This is a genomic window from Pseudomonas sp. RIT-562 (assembly GCF_026241895.1).
Classification (GTDB): domain Bacteria; phylum Pseudomonadota; class Gammaproteobacteria; order Pseudomonadales; family Pseudomonadaceae; genus Aquipseudomonas; species Aquipseudomonas mandelii_F.
In genome coordinates this window covers 1-20,350 of record NZ_JAPJIV010000033.1, presented here as the reverse complement: position 1 = coordinate 20,350, position 20,350 = coordinate 1, and the positions used below count along the sequence as shown (strand labels likewise).

The following is a 20,350-nucleotide window of genomic DNA, read 5'->3' as shown; positions in this document are numbered from 1 at the left end:
ACTCTAAAATCACAGTTCTATTAGATTACGAAAATCGTCTTCGGGGTGGGGAAGCACTGTGCTTGGCTGATTATGTTACTTCACTGAGCTTGTGAGGATAACGGTTGGAAATTACAAATAAGTAATTCTCATTAGACAATTAATAAAGATTTACCTCGTTAACGTACTTAAGTTTAACAGCTTTGTAACTACTTCAAAGAGACTCTGCTATGAGTCTGTTAAAACTAAGTATTGTTGCACTGACGCAATCATTGCCTTCGATAGAATTCGCTGAAAGCCGTGGTGATCGCAACGTTGTCAACGCCATGGAAGCAAATCAGAAAGCAATGGCCGCCTACGCTGCGCAAAAAGGCAAGACCGCTCCGGAAATTCAGAAATATCACTATAGAATGAAGTTTGATATCGCAAAAGTGGTGAGTATGACCCCACCAATTCGCTCTTGCAACATTGTACCTTTTCGAATGACCTATGAGGACTCAGCTGGAAAGCTTCACACTATTGAATACCAAATTATTGGTGTGTGTCGTAACACGCACGAATGAACGAATGACGTGAATAAGGGCTGTTTTTTCAATGGTTGGTATCACCAGTTGGTGTGTCCATGTGAACGAGCCCCATGAAAGACAGGACACCGTTTCCCCCTTACGATAAGGGATAGGCAAACGGTTATGTTTATGACTAATAGCAACGACAAGAGTGGGGAGCTTTTGGGCCAGGAGCGGCGGCGCCGCTGGAGTCCAGAGCAAAAGCTGGCCATGGTTCGCGAGAGCCTTGAGCCAGGACAAAGTGTGTCGGTCGTCGCTCGGCGCAACGGCATCAATGCCAATCAGTTGTTCTTGTGGCGCAAGCTGTATCAGGACGGCAGCCTGTCGGCGGTCAGTGCTGGCGAAGCCGTGGTGCCTGCCTCCGAGCTAAGCGATGCGCTCAAGCAGATCCGTGAACTGCAACGGATGCTGGGCAAGAAAACGATGGAAGCCGAAATCCTCAAAGAGGCCGTGGAGATCGCCCGGTCGCGAAAATGGATTGCGCACTCACCCTTGTTGCCGGGGGACGACCAGTGAAGCTGGTCAGCGAATGTCTCGGTGTGGCGCGCTCGCAATTAACGGTTCGAATCAAGCAATCGGTATCGCCCAAAGTGCGGCGAAGCAGGCCTGTGAACGATGTAGAACTGGTCGCTGAAATCCAGCAAGAGGTCAGCGAACTGCCCAGTTATGGATACCGTCGCGTCTGGGGACTGCTGCGTCGTGCACGTGAAAAGCGGTCGCTGCCGGCGGTCAACGTGAAACGGATTTACCGGGTGATGCGTGACCACAACCTTTTGCTTGAACGCCGGATCAAACAGCCCGGCGTGCCGCGTCGGCACGAAGGCCGTATTGCAGTGGAAACCAGTGATACGCGTTGGTGCTCGGACGGCTTTGAGTTCCGTTGCGAGGACGGTGCCAAACTGAGCGTGACCTTCGCCCTCGATTGCTGTGATCGCGAAGCCATCGGCTGGGTCGCGAGCCCGACCGGGTACAGCGGCGATGATATCCGCGACTTGATGCTGGAAAGCGTGGAGAAGCGCTTTGGTGATCAACTGCCCGCTACGCCGGTGCAATGGCTAAGCGACAACGGCTCGGCGTACACCGCCGAACAGACACGCCTGTTTGCTCGACAGATCGGTTTGCAGCCGGTGACCACCCCAGTTCGCAGCCCGCAGAGCAACGGCATGGCCGAGAGCTTCGTGAAGACGCTCAAACGTGATTATGTGGCGCACATGCCCAAGCCGGATCGAGAAACGGCGCTGCGCAACCTGGCAATTGCCTTCGAGCATTACAACGAGCAGCATCCGCACAGCGCCTTGAAATATCGTTCACCGAGGGAGTTCAGGCGCTTAGCGGGAACATCAATTTAACGGGGAGTTGGTGTCCGGTTTTATAGGGGCAAGTCCACCATGGATGTTTGGAAAACCCAGCTTGAAGGTCGTGATCTTACCCGGGCGGCTATTAACTTCTGCGACTCCCTGATGCAAACTCATGATTGATTTCACAATGGCTAAACCAAGCCCGGTACTTCCTCCAGCGCGCGAATGATGAGTGTCAACTCGATAAAAGCGATCGAATAAGTGCGGTAGGTGTTGAGGTTCAATACCTGCGCCTCGGTTGGCTACATGTAGCGAGACTTCTGTGGCATGGACTTCGATGGTGATTGTGATGGCTTGGCCTACTGGGCAATGGCGGATTGCATTGGACATCAGGTTGGAAATTGCCCGCTGAATCATCAACCGATCACCAATGGTCGACCCCCTGCCAGTAACGCTCACGCTGATCTGTTTATCTTCCGCCGACAGTGAAAACAGATTGATGACCTTCAAGGCTTCATCCTCCAGAGCAATGGTCTCAAACGGGACCAGCGCAGCGGGATGACTGACCTGTGCCAGGAAAAGCATGTCCGAGACAATCCGGGCTACGCGCCCAAGCTCTTCGGTGGAGGACTCCAAAACCGCTTTGTACTCCTCGGCCGGCCTCTCCCGGGACAACGTCACCTGGGCTTTGCCCATCAGGTTGGAAATGGGTGCTCGTAGTTCGTGGGCCAAGTCATCGGAGAACTGCGACAACTGCTGAACATCGCTGTCTAGTCGGTGCAGCATGAAGTTGATGCCATGGGCCAGTTCGCTGAGCTCCTGCGGCATCTTGACCACCGAGAGTCGATGGCTGAGGTCCTGAGCAGAGATCATGGCGGCCACCTTGCGAAACTCCCGCAGCGGCGCGAGCCCCCGTTTTACCACTGCCCAGGCACTGAGGCCGATAAGTAGCAGCAGCAACGGCAAGGCCATGATCGTCGAGCTTAGATATGTGCTGAGCAGCGCTTCATCGTTGGCGCAATCAAGCGACAGCAATACGGCGACATTCGTACCGTTCGGCAAGCGGATCAGTCTGGATGCAGTCAGGAAGTGCCGGCCCTGATCATCGGTGCTTCGGGAGTACGACACCTTGTCGGTGGCAGCCCCTGCCGCCTTCAACTCCGCCCTGGGGTCCGTCAAGCCAAAGCCTGACTTCAAGAGCGGCGTCCTCATATTTATCAGGTCATAAATGGTAAGGTTGAGGTGGTCATGCCCCATCACCTGATCCAGCAAAACGTGCGGTTTAATGTTGATGTCGACAGGTTTTTCATACAGCGAAAGACTGTGCTCGATTTGCCGCATTTTCTCGCTCAAGTTGTCTTTTGACAGTTTATCTAACTCATGCGTTAGCGCGAGGAACGCAAGAACCGCCAGAAATAACACCAACAATGCGCCCATGATACTCACCGCCAAACCCAGCCGCATCGACAGGCTTGCCGACTTCATTCCCGGGCCTCCAGTACATAGCCAACGCCGCGCAGGGTATGGATTAGCTTCTTGTCAAAAGGATCATCAATCTTGGCCCTCAGGCGGCGGATTGAAACCTCGACCACATTGGTGTCGCAGTCGAAGTTCATGTCCCAGACCAATGAAATGATCTGAGTGCGGGAAAGCACCTCACCCGACTGGCGCATCAAAAGGTGCAGCAAAGCAAATTCCTTGGTCGTCAGGTCGATACGCTGCTCGCCCCGGAAGGCCCTATGGCGGCCCTGGTCGAGTTCCAGATCGGCGACTTTCAAGACCTCAGGGACGGAAACTTGTTCGCTGCGACGCATTAAAGTTCGTACCCGGGCCAACAGTTCCGGAAATTCGAATGGCTTGACCAGATAGTCATCGGCACCCAGGTCCAGGCCGCGGATCTTGTCCGCCAGGCGCCCGCGAGCGGTTAGCATCATGACCCGGGTGTTACTGCTTTGGCGCAGTCGCTCGAGCACACCCCAGCCATCAAGTTGTGGTAGATCGACGTCAAGTATTACCAAGTCGTAGGTTTGTTGACGCGCAAGGTGAAGTCCATCCGTACCATTCGCCGCGCGGTCTACTATATAGCCGCTTTCAGTCAAACCCTGATGCAGGTATTCGGCAGTTTTAAGCTCATCCTCAACTACAAGCATTCGCATGGTAGTGCCGCCCTATGTAATATGAATTGAATAATAAAATTTCGAAGTTTATTTAAGTGCCCGACTAAGAAATGATGTAGAACTATTCGATCATAAAAATCTCAAAACCGCGCATTGCTCAAGTGATCAGTATCAAGCCTGAAGCTGCTACAGGGTCAACAGGAGGAGGACATTTTACGATAAAAGTATTTGCGACTATATGTCGCAGGCATGTTAATGCGCGACTCCCGTACATTTATTTCAGCCAGAAGCCAAGCTCCGCTCGGCTGATATCTATGGGGAATCGTTTCGAAGTGTTACGGCGCAGATAGTCAATTTAATGCTGCACGCATTTTTTGGGGAGACTGGCAGGATGTACCAAGGGGAGTTGATCTCGCTTTGCGATTTTTAAGTACCCCGCGCTATCTATGCTCTATGCATTTTCGGATTCGCGTTTTTGGACTATTGTTTATCGTGATTTTAGTTACGGCTTTACTAAAATCACTACTTTTGTTTTTGGGCTTTTAAGTTGCTTTGTGCATTATATTTTGGAAATGTAAGTTGAAAAACTGTCAGATGGCCCGGCATACTTTGGACCTCTGCCATTCCCTGGTGCAGGCTCATGATGGATCGGACAATGGCCAACCCTAATCCAGTACCACCTTCAGCTCGTGAGCGACTGTTATCCACACGATAGAAGCGATCGAAAATGTGAAACAAGTGCTGGTGCTCAATTCCTACCCCAGGATTGCTTATTGATAGGGAGACTTTTTCAGATTGCGTTTCAATCGCTATAGCAATGGACTGCCCTGCTGGGCAGTGACGAATGGCATTTGATAAAAGATTGGAAATAGCCCGTTGAATCATGAGCCGATCACCTAAAACTTTACCCCATCCGCTGACAGTTATACCAACGCTCTTTTCCTCAGCCGATAGCGAAAAAAGGTCGATGACTTTTAGGGCTTCATCCTCTAGTAAAATGCTTTCAAACGGCACGAGTGCGGCCGGATGACTAACTTGGGCCAAGAAAAGCATGTCTGAAACAATTCTGGTGACTCGTCCTAGTTCCTCGGTGCATGACTCTAAAACAGCCTTGTACTCTTTTGCCGGGCGTTCTCGAGAAAGTGTTACCTGAGCTTTCCCCATAAGGTTCGTAATCGGTGACCGCAGCTCATGCGCCAAGTCATCAGAGAATTGCGATAGTTGTTGAACTCCGCCGTCAAGACGGTGCAGCATGAAGTTTATACCGTGAGCAAGCTCACTGAGTTCTTGGGGCATCTTGACAACTGAGAGTCGATGACTTAAATCCTGGGCCGACACCATTGCTGCAACTTTCCGGAATTCCCGAAGGGGGGATAAGCCACGTTGCACAATAGCCCAGGCGCTGATACCAATCAGAATCAGCAACAGTGGAACCGCTACAATGGTCGAACTCAGGTAGGCGCTCAATAGCGTTTCATCATTCGAGCGATCAATAGACAGTAGGACCGATACGAACTCACCATCCTTTAATTTCATGAGCTTAGAGGCGGTGAGGATGTGGATTCCGGACTCTTCGGCTGGGGAATAGTACGACAGCTTATTACTGGCGGCTGTTCCGGCTTGATTCGTAGATACTTCAGGTATATCTGCTCCAAAACTCAGCAGAGGTTCACTCATGTTGTCATCATCAAAGATGGTCAGGTTAAGATTGTCGTGTCCCAGCACTTGATCTAATAGCACGTGTGGTTTTAAACTCATGTCGCGGGTACTAATATCCATCAGTAGACTGTGCTCAATCTGACTCATCTTCTTCTCTAAGCTATTTTTTGCGCGCGAATCAAGTTCGTGAGTAAGCGCTAAAAAAGCTAGTATCGCTAAAAGCACTACTAGTACCGCTCCCATAATGCTAACTGTCAACCCCAGCCGCATCGATAGGCTGACCGGTTTCATTTCCTCGCCTCCAATACATAGCCTACGCCACGAAGGGTATGTATTAATTTTGTTTCAAATGGATCATCTATTTTTGCTCTCAATCTTCGTATCGAAACTTCGACAACGTTTGTGTCGCAGTCAAAGTTCATATCCCACACTAAAGAGATAATTTGAGTGCGAGATAACACCTCTCCTGATTGACGCATCAACAGATGAAGCAGCGCGAACTCCTTTGTCGTCAGATCTATGCGTTGCTTTCCGCGGAATGCGCGATGTCTGCCTTGATCAAGTTCAAGGTCAGCGACTTTTAATACCTCCGGAACTGGAATATGTTCGCTGCGACGCATTAAAGTGCGTACTCTTGCAAGCAACTCAGGGAATTCAAATGGCTTGACCAGGTAATCATCGGCTCCCAAATCCAATCCTTTGATTTTGTCTGCCAGACGCCCTCTTGCAGTCAGCATCATTACCCGAGTGCTACTAGTCTGCCGAATATTTTCAAGAACGTCCCAACCGTCAATTTCAGGTAGATTTACGTCTAGTATTACCAGATCATAAGCTTGCTGACGTGCTAGATGGAGTCCATCAGCCCCGGTCGATGCGCAGTCTACAATATAGCCACTTTCAGTCAGGCCTTGATGTAAGTACTCAGCAGTCTTCAGCTCGTCCTCTATCACAAGGATTCGCATAGGATTTCACCCTCTGGTAAATGTATCGGAATGATTTGATGCTCGTTAAACATGGTTTAAGGGCATTATTAATCTGTATAAACGTTTCGATTCTGGCTACATCTTTAATTTTATTCGCAATATGGTCTTTTTAAAGCTTTGCAAGGTTCGTCATGTTTCCTTTACCTCCCAAAGTATTAGGTTCGGCGCCCCTTTTTTGTTTCGGGTTGTTTCTTGGCGCGAGCACTTATTGACTTCATCCTAATGCATTAATTGAGGTTTTTCCGCTGGATAACGTATTTGTAATTTTTCAGTCACCTTGTTGATAGGTGCGGAGAATTACATTTGCCTCATGGGAAATTCTTTTTGTTTTAAAGGTTTAAGGAATGATGGAATTACTTCGGTGTAGAAAGTTTATTGCTCACCCAATCACGCATAAGACCATGCTAAGAGCAGGTCTCATTTCGATCCTTGCGCTTTTTACTAGTCCTTTGTTTGCGGCGACCGCTCAAATGCTCACAATGGATCAGGCGCTTGAAACTGCTTTTGCCAATAACCCTGATCTGGCGGCCGCTCAATGGGAGACTGGTATTGCTCAGGGAGAGCGACAGCAGGCAGGGTTGATCCCTAACCCTGAGGTTTCCTGGGAGGCTGAAGATACTCGGCGAAACTCGCGCACTACGACGGTAATGATCAACCAGCCGATCGAGCTTGGCGGTAAGCGCGGGGCTAGGATCGAGGTGGCCAGTCGAGCTCAAGACGCGGCCGGGATTGAATTGGAACGCAAACGCAATGTTCTGCGTGCCGATGTCATTCAGGCGTTTTACAGCTCCTCGACGGCTCAGCAAAGGCTGCTGTTATCACGTCAATCACTTGAGCTCGCCGAGCGCGGTTTGCGTGTAGCTCAAGGTCGCATCAAGAGTGGTAAATCCTCACCCGTTGAAGGTACTCGCGCAGAGGTTCAGCTATCAGAAGTGCGTCTGGAGCTGAGGCGGGCTGAGCGGGATGAGGCCAGTGCCTACCAGCGACTCGCTCAGGTCATGGGCGCGCCTTTGCCTGCATTCGTGTCTGTGGGTGATCCAGGCCGGTCGATGCCAACCGTACCGGATTCGTCACTGCTGCTTAATCGCATAGGTGAAACCGCGGAGCTACGATTGGCAAAACTGCAAATAGATCAGCGGGAAGCCTCCCTTGGCCTGGAGAAGGCTCAGCGAATTCCCGACCTCACCGTGAGTATCGGGAGCCAATACGACGAGCGCGAGCGCGAGCGGGTGAATGTTGTGGGGCTGTCTATGCCCATCCCATTGTTTAACCGTAACCAGGGCAACGTACTAGCCGCTGCCCGCCGTACCGATCAAGCCCGCGACCTTCGTAACGCCAGTGAGTTACGCCTGCGCACAGAAATCCAGACCACCCTGGATCAGTGGATGACGGCTAACACTGAAGTCGCGTCGTTCAATCAAACCATCCTGCCTGCCGCGCAAAGTGCCGTCGACACCGCTACCCGAGGTTTCGAAATGGGCAAGTTTAACTTCCTCGACGTACTCGATGCTCAGCGCACCTTGATTAGCGCCCGCACGCAATACATCCAGGCTATCGCCGAGGCGACAGACGCCTGGGTGCGCATCGAGCGAATTTTCGGAGATGTCGCCCTTCTCACTCGTACTCCGTGAATTTCATATAACGCTTTTTTTACCGCTGCTCAGCATCGCAATACCACGGTAATCCGTGACTGCCGACTGGGCTGCGCAGGGAGTTTCCATGGATAAAAAACTAATTCTCGTCACTGCACTGACCTTGACGGTGGGTATAGGCATCGGCTCGTTGTGGATGGGCAGCCCATCGGTGCCCTCAGCCGAAGCTCAGGCTCAGGCTCAGGAGGGCAAAGGCCATGACGATCACGGCGATGAAACTACTGGCAAGAAATCGGCCGAGGGCGAACACGCCGAAGGCGAAGCGGAAGAAGGTCACTTGACTCTGAGCGAAGAGCAGATCAGCTCAGCCGGCATCCAGTTGGTCGAAGCCAAGGCGCAGAGTATTAGCCTTTCATTGCCCTTTCCTGGAGAAATCCGTTTTGATGAAGACCGCACTGCGCATGTGGTGCCCCGCGTACCCGGTGTCGTCGAGTCGGTCCATGTCAATCTTGGTCAACCGGTGAAAAAAGGCCAGTTGCTGGCCGTGATCGCCAGCCAACAAATTTCTGATCAGCGTAGTGAACAAGCCGCGGCGCAACGTCGTCTTGAGTTGGCCCGTACTACCTACGAGCGAGAGCGACAGTTATGGCAGGACAAAATCTCTGCCGAACAGGATTTCCTGCAAGCCCGCCAGGCTTTGCAAGAAGCCGAAATCGCCCTCAGCAATGCTCGACAAAAAATCAGCGTACTCAGTGGCAGCTCGGTCACCAGCGGGGGTAACCGATATGAATTGCGTGCGCCGTTTGACGGGGTTGTCGTTGAGAAACACTTGGGCCTCGGTGAGGTTGTCAGCGAAACCACTAATGCCTTCACCCTCTCCGACTTGTCGCGTGTGTGGGTGACCTTTGGTGTCTCGCCAAAGGATTTAAACAAGGTACTGGTGGGCAAGTCGGTCACGGTCAGTGCGCCGGAACTGAATGCCGAAGTCACTGGAACCGTGGCCTATGTCGGCAGTTTGTTGGGCGAGCAAACTCGTACAGCCACGGTCCGCGTGACCTTGGCCAATCCACAAGGTGCATGGCGTCCCGGGCTATTCGTGACCGTGCAGGTTGACACTGATACTCGGCAAACAAAGGTCGCAGTACCAGAAGCGGCTATCCAGACGGTCGAGGACAAGCAAACTGTTTTCGTTCGAACGGACGACGGGTTTAAAGCTCAGCCAGTGGAGACAGGTGGCCGTTCGGCGGGTCTGGTCGAGATCACGGAGGGCCTGGAGCCCGGTGTTCAAGTCGCCGCTGCCGGCAGTTTCATTCTGAAATCAGAACTGGGTAAAGCCTCGGCTGAACACGCCCACTGATCCGCCACTTCCACGAGAAGGTTCTCATGTTCGAACGCCTGATCCAATTTGCCATCGAGCAGCGCATCATCGTGCTGCTCGCGGTTCTCCTCATGGCCGGCCTCGGTATAGCCAGCTACCAGAAGCTGCCGATCGACGCCGTTCCCGATATCACCAACGTCCAGGTGCAAATCAACACAGGGGCAGCAGGTTTTTCACCACTGGAAACCGAGCAGCGCATCACGTTCCCCATCGAAACTGCAATGGCTGGTTTGCCGGCTCTAGAACAAACTCGCTCGCTGTCACGCTCGGGTTTGTCGCAAGTCACAGTGATCTTCAAGGAAGGCACTGACCTGTTCTTCGCCCGACAATTGGTCAACGAACGGTTGCAGGTGGCCAAGGAGCAACTGCCCGAGGGTGTGGAAGCCGTCATGGGGCCGATCTCAACCGGTCTGGGTGAAATTTTCCTGTGGACGGTCGAGGCTGAAGAAGGTGCTGTCAAGGAGGACGGCAACCCCTATACGCCGACCGACCTGAGGGTGATCCAAGACTGGATCATAAAACCTCAGCTGCGCAATGTTCCCGGGGTCGCCGAAATCAATACCATTGGCGGGTTCGCCAAGGAGTACCAGATTGCGCCTGATCCAAAACGCTTGGCGGCTTACAAGCTTACGCTGACTGACCTTGTTACAGCGCTGGAGCGCAACAACGCTAACGTCGGTGCCGGTTACATCGAACACAGTGGCGAACAGTTACTGATTCGCGCACCCGGCCAAGTAGCGACCACCGACGATATCGCCAATATCGTCATGGCCAACGTCGACGGTACGCCCATCCGCGTCAAGAACGTCGCAACCGTGGACATCGGCCGTGAATTGCGCACGGGGGCCGCGACCGAAAACGGTCGTGAAGTGGTGCTCGGCACAGTGTTCATGCTGATCGGTGAGAACAGCCGCACCGTGGCCCAGGCCGTTGCCAGCAAGCTTGAGCAAATCAACCGCTCACTGCCAAAAGGGGTGGTGGCAGTCACCGTCTATGACCGTACCAATTTGGTGGACAAGGCGATTGCCACCGTTAAGAAGAACTTGATTGAAGGTGCGATTCTGGTAATCGCGATTCTGTTCCTGTTCCTTGGCAACATTCGCGCCGCTCTGATCACTGCCATGGTGATCCCGCTCGCGATGCTATTCACATTCACTGGCATGTTCACCAACAAGGTCAGCGCCAACCTGATGAGCCTCGGAGCGTTGGACTTTGGCATCATCGTTGATGGCGCGGTGGTCATTGTCGAAAACGCCATCCGTCGTCTGGCCCATGCACAGCAACACCACGGACGCATCCTCACCCGCTCCGAACGCTTTCACGAAGTGTTCGCGGCGGCCAAGGAAGCACGCCGACCGCTGATTTTCGGCCAGTTGATCATCATGGTCGTGTACCTACCGATTTTTGCCCTCACCGGCGTCGAAGGAAAAATGTTTCACCCGATGGCGTTTACTGTGGTGATTGCCTTGCTCGGCGCGATGCTGTTGTCGGTGACCTTTGTCCCGGCGGCGATTGCGATGTTCGTCACCGGTAAGGTCAAGGAAGAAGAGAACATCATCATGCGTGGCGCCCGTCGGGTGTATGCGCCAGCGCTAGAATGGGTCATGGGCCATCGATCAATGGCATTCGCCATAGCACTAGCCGTTATCGCGGTGTGCGGTGTGGTCGCCAGTCGAATGGGCAGCGAGTTTGTGCCGAGCCTCAGTGAAGGGGATTTCGCGTTACAAGCACTGCGTGTACCAGGTACCAGCCTGACGCAATCGGTAGAAATGCAGCAACGTCTGGAAAGACTTGTGTTAGCAAAGGTACCGGAGGTCAAGCGGATGTTTGCTCGTACTGGTACAGCAGAAATTGCCTCAGACCCAATGCCACCAAACATCTCTGACAGCTACGTGATGCTCAAGCCGAAGAATCAATGGCCTGATCCGAATAAATCCAGAGAGGCGTTGGTAGCTGATATCCAAAAAGCTACAGCCGGAATGCCCGGAAGCAACTATGAGCTTTCTCAGCCTATTCAATTGCGTTTTAACGAGCTGATTTCAGGCGTGCGCAGTGATGTGGCGGTCAAGGTCTTCGGTGATGACATGGCGGTGCTTAACAGCACCGCTGCAAAAATTGCCGCGTCCATGCAGAAGATCAATGGTGCCTCCGAGGTCAAAGTCGAGCAAACGTCGGGACTGCCGGTACTGACCATCAACATCGACCGTGACAAAGCCGCCCGTTACGGACTGAACGTTGGCGACGTACAAGACACCATTGCGGTGGCGGTCGGTGGTCGTCAAGCCGGTACGATGTATGAGGGAGACCGCCGATTCGACATGGTGGTGCGTTTATCCGACGCCATGCGTAAGGATCTCGAGGGATTGTCCACACTGCTAATCCCGGTACCGGCGCTGCTTAACACCAATGCCGATCAGATCGGGTTTATTGCTCTTTCAGAGGTGGCTAGCCTCGATCTAGTGTTGGGACCTAACCAGGTCAGTCGTGAAAACGGCAAACGTCTGGTGATCGTCAGCGCCAACGTGCGTGGGCGTGATATCGGCTCATTTGTACAGGAGGCCAGTAGCGCCATTGATAAAGAAGTGCAGATCCCGGCCGGTTACTGGACCAACTGGGGAGGACAGTTCGAGCAGCTCCAATCCGCTGCCAAGCGACTACAGATTGTAGTCCCGGTGGCCCTGCTCTTGGTGTTCGCACTCTTGTTCATGATGTTCAACAACCTCAAGGATGGCCTATTGGTGTTCACCGGTATTCCATTCGCATTGACGGGGGGAGTCATGGCTTTATGGCTCCGAGACATCCCGCTGTCGATCTCGGCAGGTGTTGGTTTCATCGCGTTGTCGGGCGTGGCGGTGCTGAATGGTCTGGTGATGATTGCGTTCATCCGCAATCTTCGGGAGGAAGGACATTCGTTGAGTTCCGCAATCAATGAAGGGGCTCTTACCCGTTTGCGCCCAGTGTTGATGACAGCTCTGGTGGCCTCTCTTGGCTTTATTCCGATGGCACTGGCCACCGGAACGGGGGCAGAGGTCCAGAGACCCCTGGCTACCGTGGTGATCGGGGGCATCCTATCCTCAACTGCGTTGACCCTGCTGATATTGCCTGCGCTTTATCAATGGGCGCACCGCCGAGACGAGGAAGAAGCCGAAGACGAAGACGATAAAATAGAAGCCGTATAATTCTTTAGTTTTAAAAGCCCACTATCGAGATTCGATAGTGGGCTTTTTTATGTGAGCTACATAACGAATCTGTAATCTTGGCGCCACCGTGTTGATAGGTTCGAATTGATACCCTACTAGCGTTAACTATATGAGGTGTCAGTATGAAAATTGCTCAAATCTGCGCTCTTGCGGGTGCTTTAATCCTTTCTTCAGTTGCTTTAGCCGAAGGTGGGGGGGACAGAACCTTCGAAAAAATGATGGCGGCGCGAGATGTGGCAATGGAGGCATATGTTGCTAGAGAAGGGAAGAGCGTTCCCGTGGTTTCAAGTGATGCTAAAGATGAGACAGGTAAAATGTAGTAGTACTGCGTATAAAAAACCGCTTCCGGTTTCCGGCGGCGGTTTTTTTTACGGCTTTATTACACATTCGTAACCTAGCCGCCACGCCATCGCAATGTTCGAATTGATATCCTTGTAACAGTTAATATATGAGGTACTAAATATGAAGTTCATGAGTATTATTACTTTCGCTGGAGCTCTGACGTTATCCTCTCTCGTACTGGCGGAAGGGGGAGGAGACAAAGCCTTTGAAAAGATGATGGTGGCGAATGCTAAAGCCATGGAGCAGTATGCAATTAGCCAGGGGAAAAGCGCCCCTGTGTCGAAAGAATACGAGTACGGGATGAAGGTGGATGTTGTGAAGGTTATCAGTGTGGTGCGGCCTGCAAAAGTCTGCGCAGTGGTGCCCGCCGCAATGACCTATGAAGATTCAAAAGGACAGCTAAATACAATTAGGTACACTGTGGCTGGAGAGTGTCGTAAACGAGGCGGCTAGCAGCTATGCTGCTGTCAGAGGGATTTATAACGCTCGATTAACCTCAATACTTAGAGGTATCGGGCGTTTTTTATATGCTCGTGTTTTAACGGTCATAAAAAAGACGCCCCGAGGGACGTCTTAAAAATTCACCTTTTTCCAAAGGAGCTTCTAAAGGTGAGCTTGGAGCTTTTAACTGAACAGCGATGAGTTTCAGATTTTCACATACTAGCTACTTGTCTATAGGACTCCAACCAGATGCGCTAGCTAGATTCCTATTAACTCCCACTCACTATAAGCAATTCAAGTTAACATGAAGATGATTGAAAAATTACATTTTTGAAATCTTTCTAGCGAAAACGGGATATTCGTGAAGAACGAATTATCCCGTTCAGGTATTACAGAATCGCTAGTGGGTACTCAACGATCACACGGACTTCATCCAAATCAGACTCAAACGCGGTTGCACGGGTGTTCATTTGTCGCAAGCGGAAGGACATATCTTTCAAGGAGCCTGTCTGAACGACGTATTTTACTTCGATGTCGCGCTCCCAACGTTTCTGATCGGTCAACGGGTTTCCATCCGCATCGCGCCGCATGTATGTGGCGTTGGCGTTGGAGTAGTCGGCGTCGGTGCCACGACCATAACGTGTCATAAACGACAAGCCAGGTACACCATACGAGCTCATGTCGAGGTCGTAACGCACCATCCATGAACGTTCTTTTGGCGAGTTGAAGTCGCTGTACTGGATTGAGTTGTCGAGAAAGATGGAATCCGACTGACGCAGATAGTCGAAGTCGTCGTTACCATTATTTCGCTGGTGAGAAAGTGCAAGTGAGTGTGCGCCATACTTCACGCCAACCTTAGCGCTCCAAATATTGTTGTCGAACTCGCCCAGCAGTTTTTTCCCTTCGTCAACGGCCTTGTAGTAATTCACACCGCCGAATACGGAAAGCTCATCAGAGAAGGAGTAGTTCAACCCGGTGCCAGCATAGTATTGATTCCAGGCGTCTTTGAGACGACTGGAGTAAAGACTAACGATAATATTCTTATTCACATTGTAGTCGCCACCAAAATAGCCGACCCAAGGTGAGTTAACTGGGCCTGCATAGAAGGTTGCGAAGTTGTCGCGCATATTGCTGGAGACTGGTTGACTCATAGCATGCAGGCGACCACCCTGAACTGTCAGCCCTTCGATGCTGGTATTGGTAGCGGTCACACCACGGAAACTTTCCGGTAAAAGCCTTGAGTCGCCAGAAGCCACGACAGGGTTGGCGGGAAATACATCACCTACTTTCACCACAGTGTCAAAAGCGCGAACTTTTGCCGCGCCACCGACTTTCGTGTATTCATCTCGAGCTTCGCCGTCGCCATTGACAGGTAGCACATCGAATGAACTACGACCGCCGTTACGACCGTCACCCGTATCAAGCTTCAAACCGATCATCGCGAAAGCGTCGACGCCCACGCCTACAGTGCCTTGGGTAAACCCGGATTCGAACTTACTGATAATCGCATGCGACCAAGCTTCGGAGTAGCCATTGCCCGTGGGGCTTGATTGACCGTTACGATGATCACGATTGAAGTAGAAATTTCGATTGAGCACGGTAAGGCTGCTGTCTTCGATAAACCCCCCAGTCTTTTCCTCCGCAAACACTATAGAAGGCCCAGAACTGACAACCAACGCCAAAGCGGCCATCGAAAATTTCGTATTGTTATCCATTAATCACTCCTTAGGTTCGGCAGAACTAGAAAGCTCTTCGGCTGGAATTATTGTTTACGGGAGCAGTTTCTGCTCCCGTATCGTCGCCGACTTGTATCGTTGCAATTTGAAGATAACGGGGAGATGATTGAAAAATTACAATTCTGTAATGTTCGCCTGTTTTTTCAAAATTAACTTTTGCGGCATGCTCCCAACCGATGGGTGGCTCTACCTTTACTAGGGCTTTTCTCAGGAATTCTCTTAACCAGCAGCACGAATCCACACCTGAAAGTGCGCATGCTCAGGAGCTGAAATCAGTTCTCGATGCATCGTCACAGTGAAGTCGAACCGAGATCGTTTAGATTTTTGGCTCACCTGACCAATCTGACCATCACACAGCTTTATATGATTCAAGCAGTGACCGCGGTCAAGTTGGGATGCGGTAATAGCTGTACCCGGAAGGCGGTGGCCGCTAACCAAAATGGGATAGCAATAGCGGAAATATTCCGGATGTAGTGTTGTGGAGTTCCCCATCCGCTTGTTCAAAAAACCGAGTATTTTTTAATACTGCTGGAGTTGTTGCTTTTGGACTTTATCAGCCAGTCCCTATTACGGCGCATACTGGTCAAGTTACATGCAAACGAATGTCTGCAAGAAAACAACTGGCTGGTCAGTGGTATTGCATAGGGAGCAAGAGCAGTGCAATGAAGCACGCTCTTTAACGACACGATAGTTACTGGATGGGTTTGACCGAGACCACATCGAAATATTTGAATTTCTTTTTTTTAGCTTCTTTTTTAGCCTCTTGTTCCGCGATAAGAGTACTCAGCGTGTTCGCATCATAAATGAACACGCTCACGTCGCCTTCGAAGTCCTTGGTAACGTGCAGTGTCACCCTCAGCTTCAGTGATAGCGGTTTAGAGTTTAGTCGGGACGTTGGACTCGGCTGCGGCTTTGCGAGTACTACGGGGTCGGATTGTTTTGGGGAGCCGAATAGCGCCAAGCGCATATCCTCCTCATTCAGTTCAACGCTCATCTGGGATTTCTCGTCGCTAATGTAAGACGCGGGACCTTCATTACGTAGACTACGTGGCAAGCTCCTGCTGACTGCCAACTGTGATGGCCTCAGGAGTTTCAAATGGTGGGTTTTCATCTCTTAACGTTCATCACTGAGCGATTGAAAACGACGTGGCCGAGGGATAAGCCAGATTTCCTGCAAAGCGCAGCCTTTATGAAAACCGCCGCACGCTCCAGCTCCGTTGAGGATGCTGCGTGCTCAGCTGCCATCTGTTTGTTGCGAGCATAAATTTTTTCCTCGATCAATTGTAGGCAGCGTGGATCATTATTCAACAGTTTGAACTTACTAATCCTATTTCACCTTAAAATTTTCCATAGAAATGAGGCAAAGCCTTTACGGGCTGAGAAAGTTCGGGGCTACGTTGAGCGCGGAAAACACGATCGACAGGATGGTCATCAATAGCCATACGAAACCATCCCAGTATTTTATCGCGGCCAGCAGCAAGGCCCCGACGATTGGCAGCAAGGACAGCCCCTTCAGCAAGCGAAAGGTCCTGGTTAGCGTTCGGCCCTGCTTGTCGACCTGGTCGATGGTGATCCTGAGCAAGCCCTGAAGTTTTGGGGGATAGGTTTTTATCTTGTCCTTAAAATCATCGAAGATGACATTGAAACTGTGTAGCAGGCGCTCTGTTTGCAGCATTTGATTGTGCAGGATCGCAAGCAGAACCACAGAGACCACTGCTAGCCCAAGGACAAGAATAAAACCTTCGAATTTTGAGGTTGTTTTCTCCAGCACGACCAGACCCGCTAACGATATCGGCAGGGCAAGCATCTTGCCCGCGATGTCGCCCAGTACTCCACTAAGCTTAGTGCCATAGTCGATTTCAGCCTGGGCCACCTCGCGCCGGGCCCGCTAAAACGAGAAGCTATAGACGTAGGTTTGCAGATTCGCACGGTACGTGGCGAGGACCTCCCGCCACTCCCGCACGATCACCAAGAACAGATTCGGCTCGCTCTCAAACTTCTCGATGACGCTCGCCACCGCCATCCGAATCATCAATTTTCGTTCGGAGAGGTGCGCCTTGTTTTCGTTTTTTCGATTGAGTATTTCTTCCAACAAACTCAGGTGGTTGAGCTCATAGTCAAGAACCTTGACGTCAACCTGGGTAGGCAACAGAAAAGTTCTCGGAGGCTTAGCCCCATCGGGAGGCAAGGCAAAAAACAGGTTATAACCATCTGGACTGCTGTCTTTGTCGACGCCGATCGCTAGCAGTGCAAGCAGCTCGATCATCCGGCAGACGCGCCTGAGCGCCTTAATCGCCGAAGGTTCGGTGTCATCACTATCCGCCCAACTGAGCTCAACAATGTACACGTTGCTCGGAAATTGGCCCTTGCCCAATGAGCCATTGCGAGCGACAAACTCGCCTAAGTTCGCGTAGAACCGGCCCGACTCGTTCGATGGCAAGCGAAACTCAATATCGAGAGAGTCAGCTTCTTCAGAGCAATGCTCGAACTTGCCATAAGCTGCGGGCAGGTCATCACACATTCGCAACGCACCGATAATGTCGGGCGTTGGCCTCCCCTGATAGCGGATGACCCCATCCTCAATGGTGGGCGCTCCGAGGGTACGGTAGAGAGCTACCACATTGGAAAACATTCTTAGCCAGCCCTAGCCAGCAATTCTTTCTCGATCACACCAACCAGTTCGGCAGTCAGATTGGACAGGGTCAACTTCTTCCGTCCCTCATCATAGTAAACGTCTGCGGCCGGATCCTTACCTAACGCTCCACGCTCGAATTGCAACGACCAGTTAGCAGCGTCCCCCTTGATACGGGTCTTCTCTTTCAGCGATTTCGCATTGACCGTAAAGTCGTCCGGCACCTTATGTTTCTCACTATTCAAATAGTCTTTCAGCCCAACGATTTCATCCACTAAGTCAGCGGGTACGTGTGCGACAGCGACGTGGCAGATGGCGTCCAGGCGTGCGGACTTACCTGCGGCCAACTGCTCCTCCAGATATTTGATCACCGCCTCTTTGGCCTTATAACCAAAGCTTTTTAACGCTTTGTTGTCGCGAAAAAACCGGGCAACGTTATCAATGGCATTTTTGGTAGCGCGTCCGGAGGCCACTCCTTTCGCACAACCCAGTGCAGAAATGAAATAGTCAGATGCCTGACTATCACGGCCGCGGCTGATGAAGCACAGGTAGGTTGAATCCACTTCATCCTCCGCGTCATCCTCATCCTGCTCAGGCGCAGCAGCGGCCGCAGCAGCCATAGCCTTTATGGCCACGAAGCTAGCCAAGTTGATCCTGGCGGCCTGCTGAACCTTGTTGAGATCGACCTCTTGAATTTCCTTCGGCACATAGTTTTCGTCCAGCTGAATACCACCGCGCTCCTTCATGCTGGCGACCAGGAAAAAGTCGGTTGCGCCCGAGGTGTACTGGGCGCAAAGGATGTGTCCACCAGTCGACAAGACTTGATTACCGGCTTGCTCCACCAGTTGGTCCATTGCCAAGTGGGTCAAGTCGATAAATTGCGCTTCATCATCTTGTACTTCTACGAACGCGGTGAAGCGCTCTGGAAACGGCCCCTGACGGTCATCATTGGCAAACTGTCCATAGACCACGCTGTTGCCTTCTTTGCCGATGAGGCCGTGGATGCCATTGACCAGAAAATGCAACGCAGGATTTTCAGTATCGAGCGCCACATCCTTCTTGACCACCTCGGAGATAAAGCTGGTCTTGGCCAGCTTCTTGAAGCTGTGAATAATGGCAGTTTTCAGTGTGATCATAGGTCGAATTCCGTTCCGATAGTATCAATATGGAATCACTGAAAATAACACCTTACCCAACAAACTTCAGGGCTTATCTCGGCACATGACACCGCCTAAGGGCTTCAACACTTAGGCAATGAGTAAGGCCGCAAGAACCCATTAACTGTACATGCATACAGCATAAGAATCTATGCCGTTCATCAACACGAGGGTCGGAGCGTTGAAGCGCGGACAGCACCATCGCGGATTGCCACAGACCATGGTCTCTATCATAGACTCAGTCTGAGGAAGTTTTTCCAGCCTTATCCGTCAGTGCTGGAGCTCAACTGGGGAGTGTGGACCACTATCGCGAACTCTCGCGTTGGATCGCTCGGACCCTTTGTTTGAAGCAGCTCTTCGAAGGAGCCGATCCCAAAGATCACCCATGGTTCTGGGTAATGCCGCAGGAGGCGTTTTGCCTGCTGACGAACAGATTCTGGGAGAGTCTGATCTCTGGACAGCTCACGCAAGAACTCGCCTGTTTGGACGATACTCCGGGTACGCTCGCAGGGCATAGTCATGTGTTGCCACTCCGCTAGAATTTGCGCTTAACCTTAGAAAACCAACCGCCATCGCCGAGGATTCTGGGGGTGTGAACCATTCGTTTGAATTATAGCAAGCACGCCGCTCGGCTCCTCTGAAGTAGACAGGCTACCCCCTATCAAGCCAAGTTCTAGGGGGCGATTGCTGATACGTGGCCAACACTAAGTCTTGGTAAGCACCGGAAAAATATAGGGATGGCTGAGGCGGACGAAACCTAAAACGCTGAACGTCGATGACTGCCACATTGCGCACCAGTGACTTTCAGTACAGGCTCTGCGCGACGTCCAGGTCTGTTCGTACCCTTCGACCGGGTCCCATCAACACATAAACGGTGTTTTTTGTCTCGAACAGGCAATCATGGGTGAACGAAACCCCCAATGAAGTTCTTACCCAGTGACCGCGAGGGAAACGTCCTTTGCTATCGTGGATAACACATAAAGCGTTGACCAAAGTAGGAGTGACTCCTCTTCTAGCAACGGCGTTTAACTGACGGGGGGAGACCGCTATATCAACCACTGTCCAGTCAGCGACTAGACAATAGGCGCGTCCAGGGAAGTAAAATCCGACCAGTGCCAAGGCGTCTGAATGAGCTAGCTCACATCCAGGTAGTTTTTCGCCACCGGAAAGCAGTTCGGCTAGGCCCTCAAGATTCATTCGTCCCTCCGACCCACTTCAAAAATCGAGTCGAACTATCAATCACACCAGTCAGCATAGCTGCCCGTAAAAC

The 20,350-nt window shown here is 51.6% G+C and carries 18 protein-coding genes; 7 read left to right on the top strand and 11 right to left on the bottom strand.

What is annotated here, in order from left to right; translation table 11 throughout:
- Nucleotides 1–209: 209 nt before the first annotated feature.
- On the top strand, nucleotides 210–542 hold the full coding sequence (locus ORL50_RS27335; protein WP_045061364.1) for a DUF2790 domain-containing protein: 333 nt from the start codon (nucleotides 210–212) through the stop codon (nucleotides 540–542).
- Nucleotides 543–674: 132 nt separating this feature from the next.
- Nucleotides 675–1,894, top strand: a protein-coding gene (locus tag ORL50_RS27330) for an IS3 family transposase (RefSeq protein ID WP_416236051.1) whose coding sequence is annotated in 2 segments (ribosomal slippage) — nucleotides 675–1,020 and nucleotides 1,020–1,894 — 1,221 coding nt in all. Because the reading frame shifts where the segments join, the coding sequence is not laid out codon by codon here.
- On the opposite strand, the gene ORL50_RS27325 is transcribed toward ORL50_RS27330, so the two are convergent.
- The 4 genes from ORL50_RS27325 to ORL50_RS27310 all read right to left on the bottom strand — a co-directional run bounded on the left by ORL50_RS27325 (nucleotide 1,886) and on the right by ORL50_RS27310 (nucleotide 6,581).
- The gene (locus ORL50_RS27325) at nucleotides 1,886–3,328 is read right to left on the bottom strand and encodes a heavy metal sensor histidine kinase (protein ID WP_045061363.1); all 1,443 of its coding nucleotides are present in this window, start codon (nucleotides 3,326–3,328) and stop codon (nucleotides 1,886–1,888) included. The genes ORL50_RS27330 and ORL50_RS27325 overlap by 9 nt on opposite strands.
- Nucleotides 3,325–3,999 (bottom strand): heavy metal response regulator transcription factor, encoded by a 675-nt coding sequence (locus ORL50_RS27320; protein ID WP_045061362.1) that lies wholly within the window; start codon nucleotides 3,997–3,999, stop codon nucleotides 3,325–3,327. Before ORL50_RS27320 ends, ORL50_RS27325 begins: the two co-directional genes overlap by 4 nt.
- 483 nt (nucleotides 4,000–4,482) lie before the next feature.
- Nucleotides 4,483–5,910 carry a heavy metal sensor histidine kinase gene (locus ORL50_RS27315; RefSeq protein ID WP_045061361.1) on the bottom strand — a complete coding sequence of 476 codons (1,428 nt, stop codon included), beginning with the start codon at nucleotides 5,908–5,910 and terminating at the stop codon, nucleotides 4,483–4,485.
- Nucleotides 5,907–6,581, bottom strand: coding sequence for a heavy metal response regulator transcription factor (locus tag ORL50_RS27310; RefSeq protein ID WP_045061360.1), 675 nt, complete (start codon nucleotides 6,579–6,581; stop codon nucleotides 5,907–5,909). The genes ORL50_RS27315 and ORL50_RS27310 overlap by 4 nt, the downstream gene beginning before the upstream one ends.
- A gap of 365 nt (nucleotides 6,582–6,946) precedes the next feature.
- On the opposite strand from ORL50_RS27310, the gene ORL50_RS27305 reads away from it, so the two are divergent.
- The 5 genes from ORL50_RS27305 to ORL50_RS27285 all read left to right on the top strand — a co-directional run bounded on the left by ORL50_RS27305 (nucleotide 6,947) and on the right by ORL50_RS27285 (nucleotide 13,567).
- Complete coding sequence (locus tag ORL50_RS27305) at nucleotides 6,947–8,233, top strand: TolC family protein (protein ID WP_152644308.1); 1,287 nt, start codon at nucleotides 6,947–6,949, stop codon at nucleotides 8,231–8,233.
- 88 nt (nucleotides 8,234–8,321) lie between these two features.
- Nucleotides 8,322–9,551, top strand: a complete 1,230-nt coding sequence (locus tag ORL50_RS27300; RefSeq protein ID WP_045061359.1) for an efflux RND transporter periplasmic adaptor subunit — start codon at nucleotides 8,322–8,324, stop codon at nucleotides 9,549–9,551.
- A 26-nt stretch (nucleotides 9,552–9,577) separates the two neighbouring features.
- Nucleotides 9,578–12,751, top strand: coding sequence for a CusA/CzcA family heavy metal efflux RND transporter (locus tag ORL50_RS27295; protein WP_045061358.1), 3,174 nt, complete (start codon nucleotides 9,578–9,580; stop codon nucleotides 12,749–12,751).
- 143 nt (nucleotides 12,752–12,894) lie between these two features.
- On the top strand, nucleotides 12,895–13,092 hold the full coding sequence (locus ORL50_RS27290) for a co-regulatory protein PtrA N-terminal domain-containing protein (protein ID WP_017341679.1): 198 nt from the start codon (nucleotides 12,895–12,897) through the stop codon (nucleotides 13,090–13,092).
- A gap of 142 nt (nucleotides 13,093–13,234) precedes the next feature.
- Nucleotides 13,235–13,567, top strand: coding sequence for a DUF2790 domain-containing protein (locus ORL50_RS27285; protein WP_017341680.1), 333 nt, complete (start codon nucleotides 13,235–13,237; stop codon nucleotides 13,565–13,567).
- Nucleotides 13,568–13,944: 377 nt separating this feature from the next.
- Here ORL50_RS27285 and ORL50_RS27280 read toward each other — a convergent pair whose 3' ends face one another.
- The 7 genes from ORL50_RS27280 to ORL50_RS29225 all read right to left on the bottom strand — a co-directional run bounded on the left by ORL50_RS27280 (nucleotide 13,945) and on the right by ORL50_RS29225 (nucleotide 20,277).
- Complete coding sequence (locus ORL50_RS27280) at nucleotides 13,945–15,270, bottom strand: OprD family porin (protein WP_045061357.1); 1,326 nt, start codon at nucleotides 15,268–15,270, stop codon at nucleotides 13,945–13,947.
- Nucleotides 15,271–15,982: 712 nt separating this feature from the next.
- Nucleotides 15,983–16,285: a hypothetical protein gene (locus ORL50_RS27275; protein ID WP_045061356.1), complete on the bottom strand. Its 303-nt coding sequence runs from the start codon at nucleotides 16,283–16,285 to the stop codon at nucleotides 15,983–15,985.
- Nucleotides 16,286–16,660: 375 nt separating this feature from the next.
- The gene (locus tag ORL50_RS27270; RefSeq protein ID WP_266019691.1) at nucleotides 16,661–17,164 is read right to left on the bottom strand and encodes a hypothetical protein; all 504 of its coding nucleotides are present in this window, start codon (nucleotides 17,162–17,164) and stop codon (nucleotides 16,661–16,663) included.
- 15 nt (nucleotides 17,165–17,179) lie between these two features.
- Nucleotides 17,180–17,923 (bottom strand): hypothetical protein, encoded by a 744-nt coding sequence (locus ORL50_RS27265; RefSeq protein ID WP_266019689.1) that lies wholly within the window; start codon nucleotides 17,921–17,923, stop codon nucleotides 17,180–17,182.
- A gap of 2 nt (nucleotides 17,924–17,925) precedes the next feature.
- Nucleotides 17,926–19,059 carry a nucleoid-associated protein gene (locus ORL50_RS27260; RefSeq protein WP_045060514.1) on the bottom strand — a complete coding sequence of 378 codons (1,134 nt, stop codon included), beginning with the start codon at nucleotides 19,057–19,059 and terminating at the stop codon, nucleotides 17,926–17,928.
- A 284-nt stretch (nucleotides 19,060–19,343) separates the two neighbouring features.
- Complete coding sequence (locus ORL50_RS29230) at nucleotides 19,344–19,595, bottom strand: BPSL0761 family protein (protein WP_409339150.1); 252 nt, start codon at nucleotides 19,593–19,595, stop codon at nucleotides 19,344–19,346.
- A 289-nt stretch (nucleotides 19,596–19,884) separates the two neighbouring features.
- Nucleotides 19,885–20,277, bottom strand: coding sequence for a DUF6957 family protein (locus tag ORL50_RS29225; RefSeq protein ID WP_404942396.1), 393 nt, complete (start codon nucleotides 20,275–20,277; stop codon nucleotides 19,885–19,887).
- Between the last annotated feature and the right edge of the window lie 73 nt (nucleotides 20,278–20,350).

Bases quoted from the DNA above. Each gene is read 5' to 3' on its own strand.
- ORL50_RS27265 (WP_266019689.1), bottom strand. From the start codon at position 17,923: ATGTTTTCCAATGTGGTAGCTCTCTACCGTACCCTCGGAGCGCCCACC.
- ORL50_RS27310 (WP_045061360.1), bottom strand. From the start codon at position 6,581: ATGCGAATCCTTGTGATAGAGGACGAGCTGAAGACTGCTGAGTACTTA.
- ORL50_RS27260 (WP_045060514.1), bottom strand. From the start codon at position 19,059: ATGATCACACTGAAAACTGCCATTATTCACAGCTTCAAGAAGCTGGCC.
- ORL50_RS27300 (WP_045061359.1), top strand. From the start codon at position 8,322: ATGGATAAAAAACTAATTCTCGTCACTGCACTGACCTTGACGGTGGGT.
- ORL50_RS27275 (WP_045061356.1), bottom strand. From the start codon at position 16,285: ATGAGCGTTGAACTGAATGAGGAGGATATGCGCTTGGCGCTATTCGGC.
- ORL50_RS29230 (WP_409339150.1), bottom strand. From the start codon at position 19,595: ATGCCCTGCGAGCGTACCCGGAGTATCGTCCAAACAGGCGAGTTCTTG.
- ORL50_RS27315 (WP_045061361.1), bottom strand. From the start codon at position 5,910: ATGAAACCGGTCAGCCTATCGATGCGGCTGGGGTTGACAGTTAGCATT.
- ORL50_RS27320 (WP_045061362.1), bottom strand. From the start codon at position 3,999: ATGCGAATGCTTGTAGTTGAGGATGAGCTTAAAACTGCCGAATACCTG.
- ORL50_RS27290 (WP_017341679.1), top strand. From the start codon at position 12,895: ATGAAAATTGCTCAAATCTGCGCTCTTGCGGGTGCTTTAATCCTTTCT.
- ORL50_RS27335 (WP_045061364.1), top strand. From the start codon at position 210: ATGAGTCTGTTAAAACTAAGTATTGTTGCACTGACGCAATCATTGCCT.
- ORL50_RS27325 (WP_045061363.1), bottom strand. From the start codon at position 3,328: ATGAAGTCGGCAAGCCTGTCGATGCGGCTGGGTTTGGCGGTGAGTATC.
- ORL50_RS27285 (WP_017341680.1), top strand. From the start codon at position 13,235: ATGAAGTTCATGAGTATTATTACTTTCGCTGGAGCTCTGACGTTATCC.
- ORL50_RS27295 (WP_045061358.1), top strand. From the start codon at position 9,578: ATGTTCGAACGCCTGATCCAATTTGCCATCGAGCAGCGCATCATCGTG.
- ORL50_RS29225 (WP_404942396.1), bottom strand. From the start codon at position 20,277: ATGAATCTTGAGGGCCTAGCCGAACTGCTTTCCGGTGGCGAAAAACTA.
- ORL50_RS27305 (WP_152644308.1), top strand. From the start codon at position 6,947: ATGATGGAATTACTTCGGTGTAGAAAGTTTATTGCTCACCCAATCACG.
- ORL50_RS27280 (WP_045061357.1), bottom strand. From the start codon at position 15,270: ATGGATAACAATACGAAATTTTCGATGGCCGCTTTGGCGTTGGTTGTC.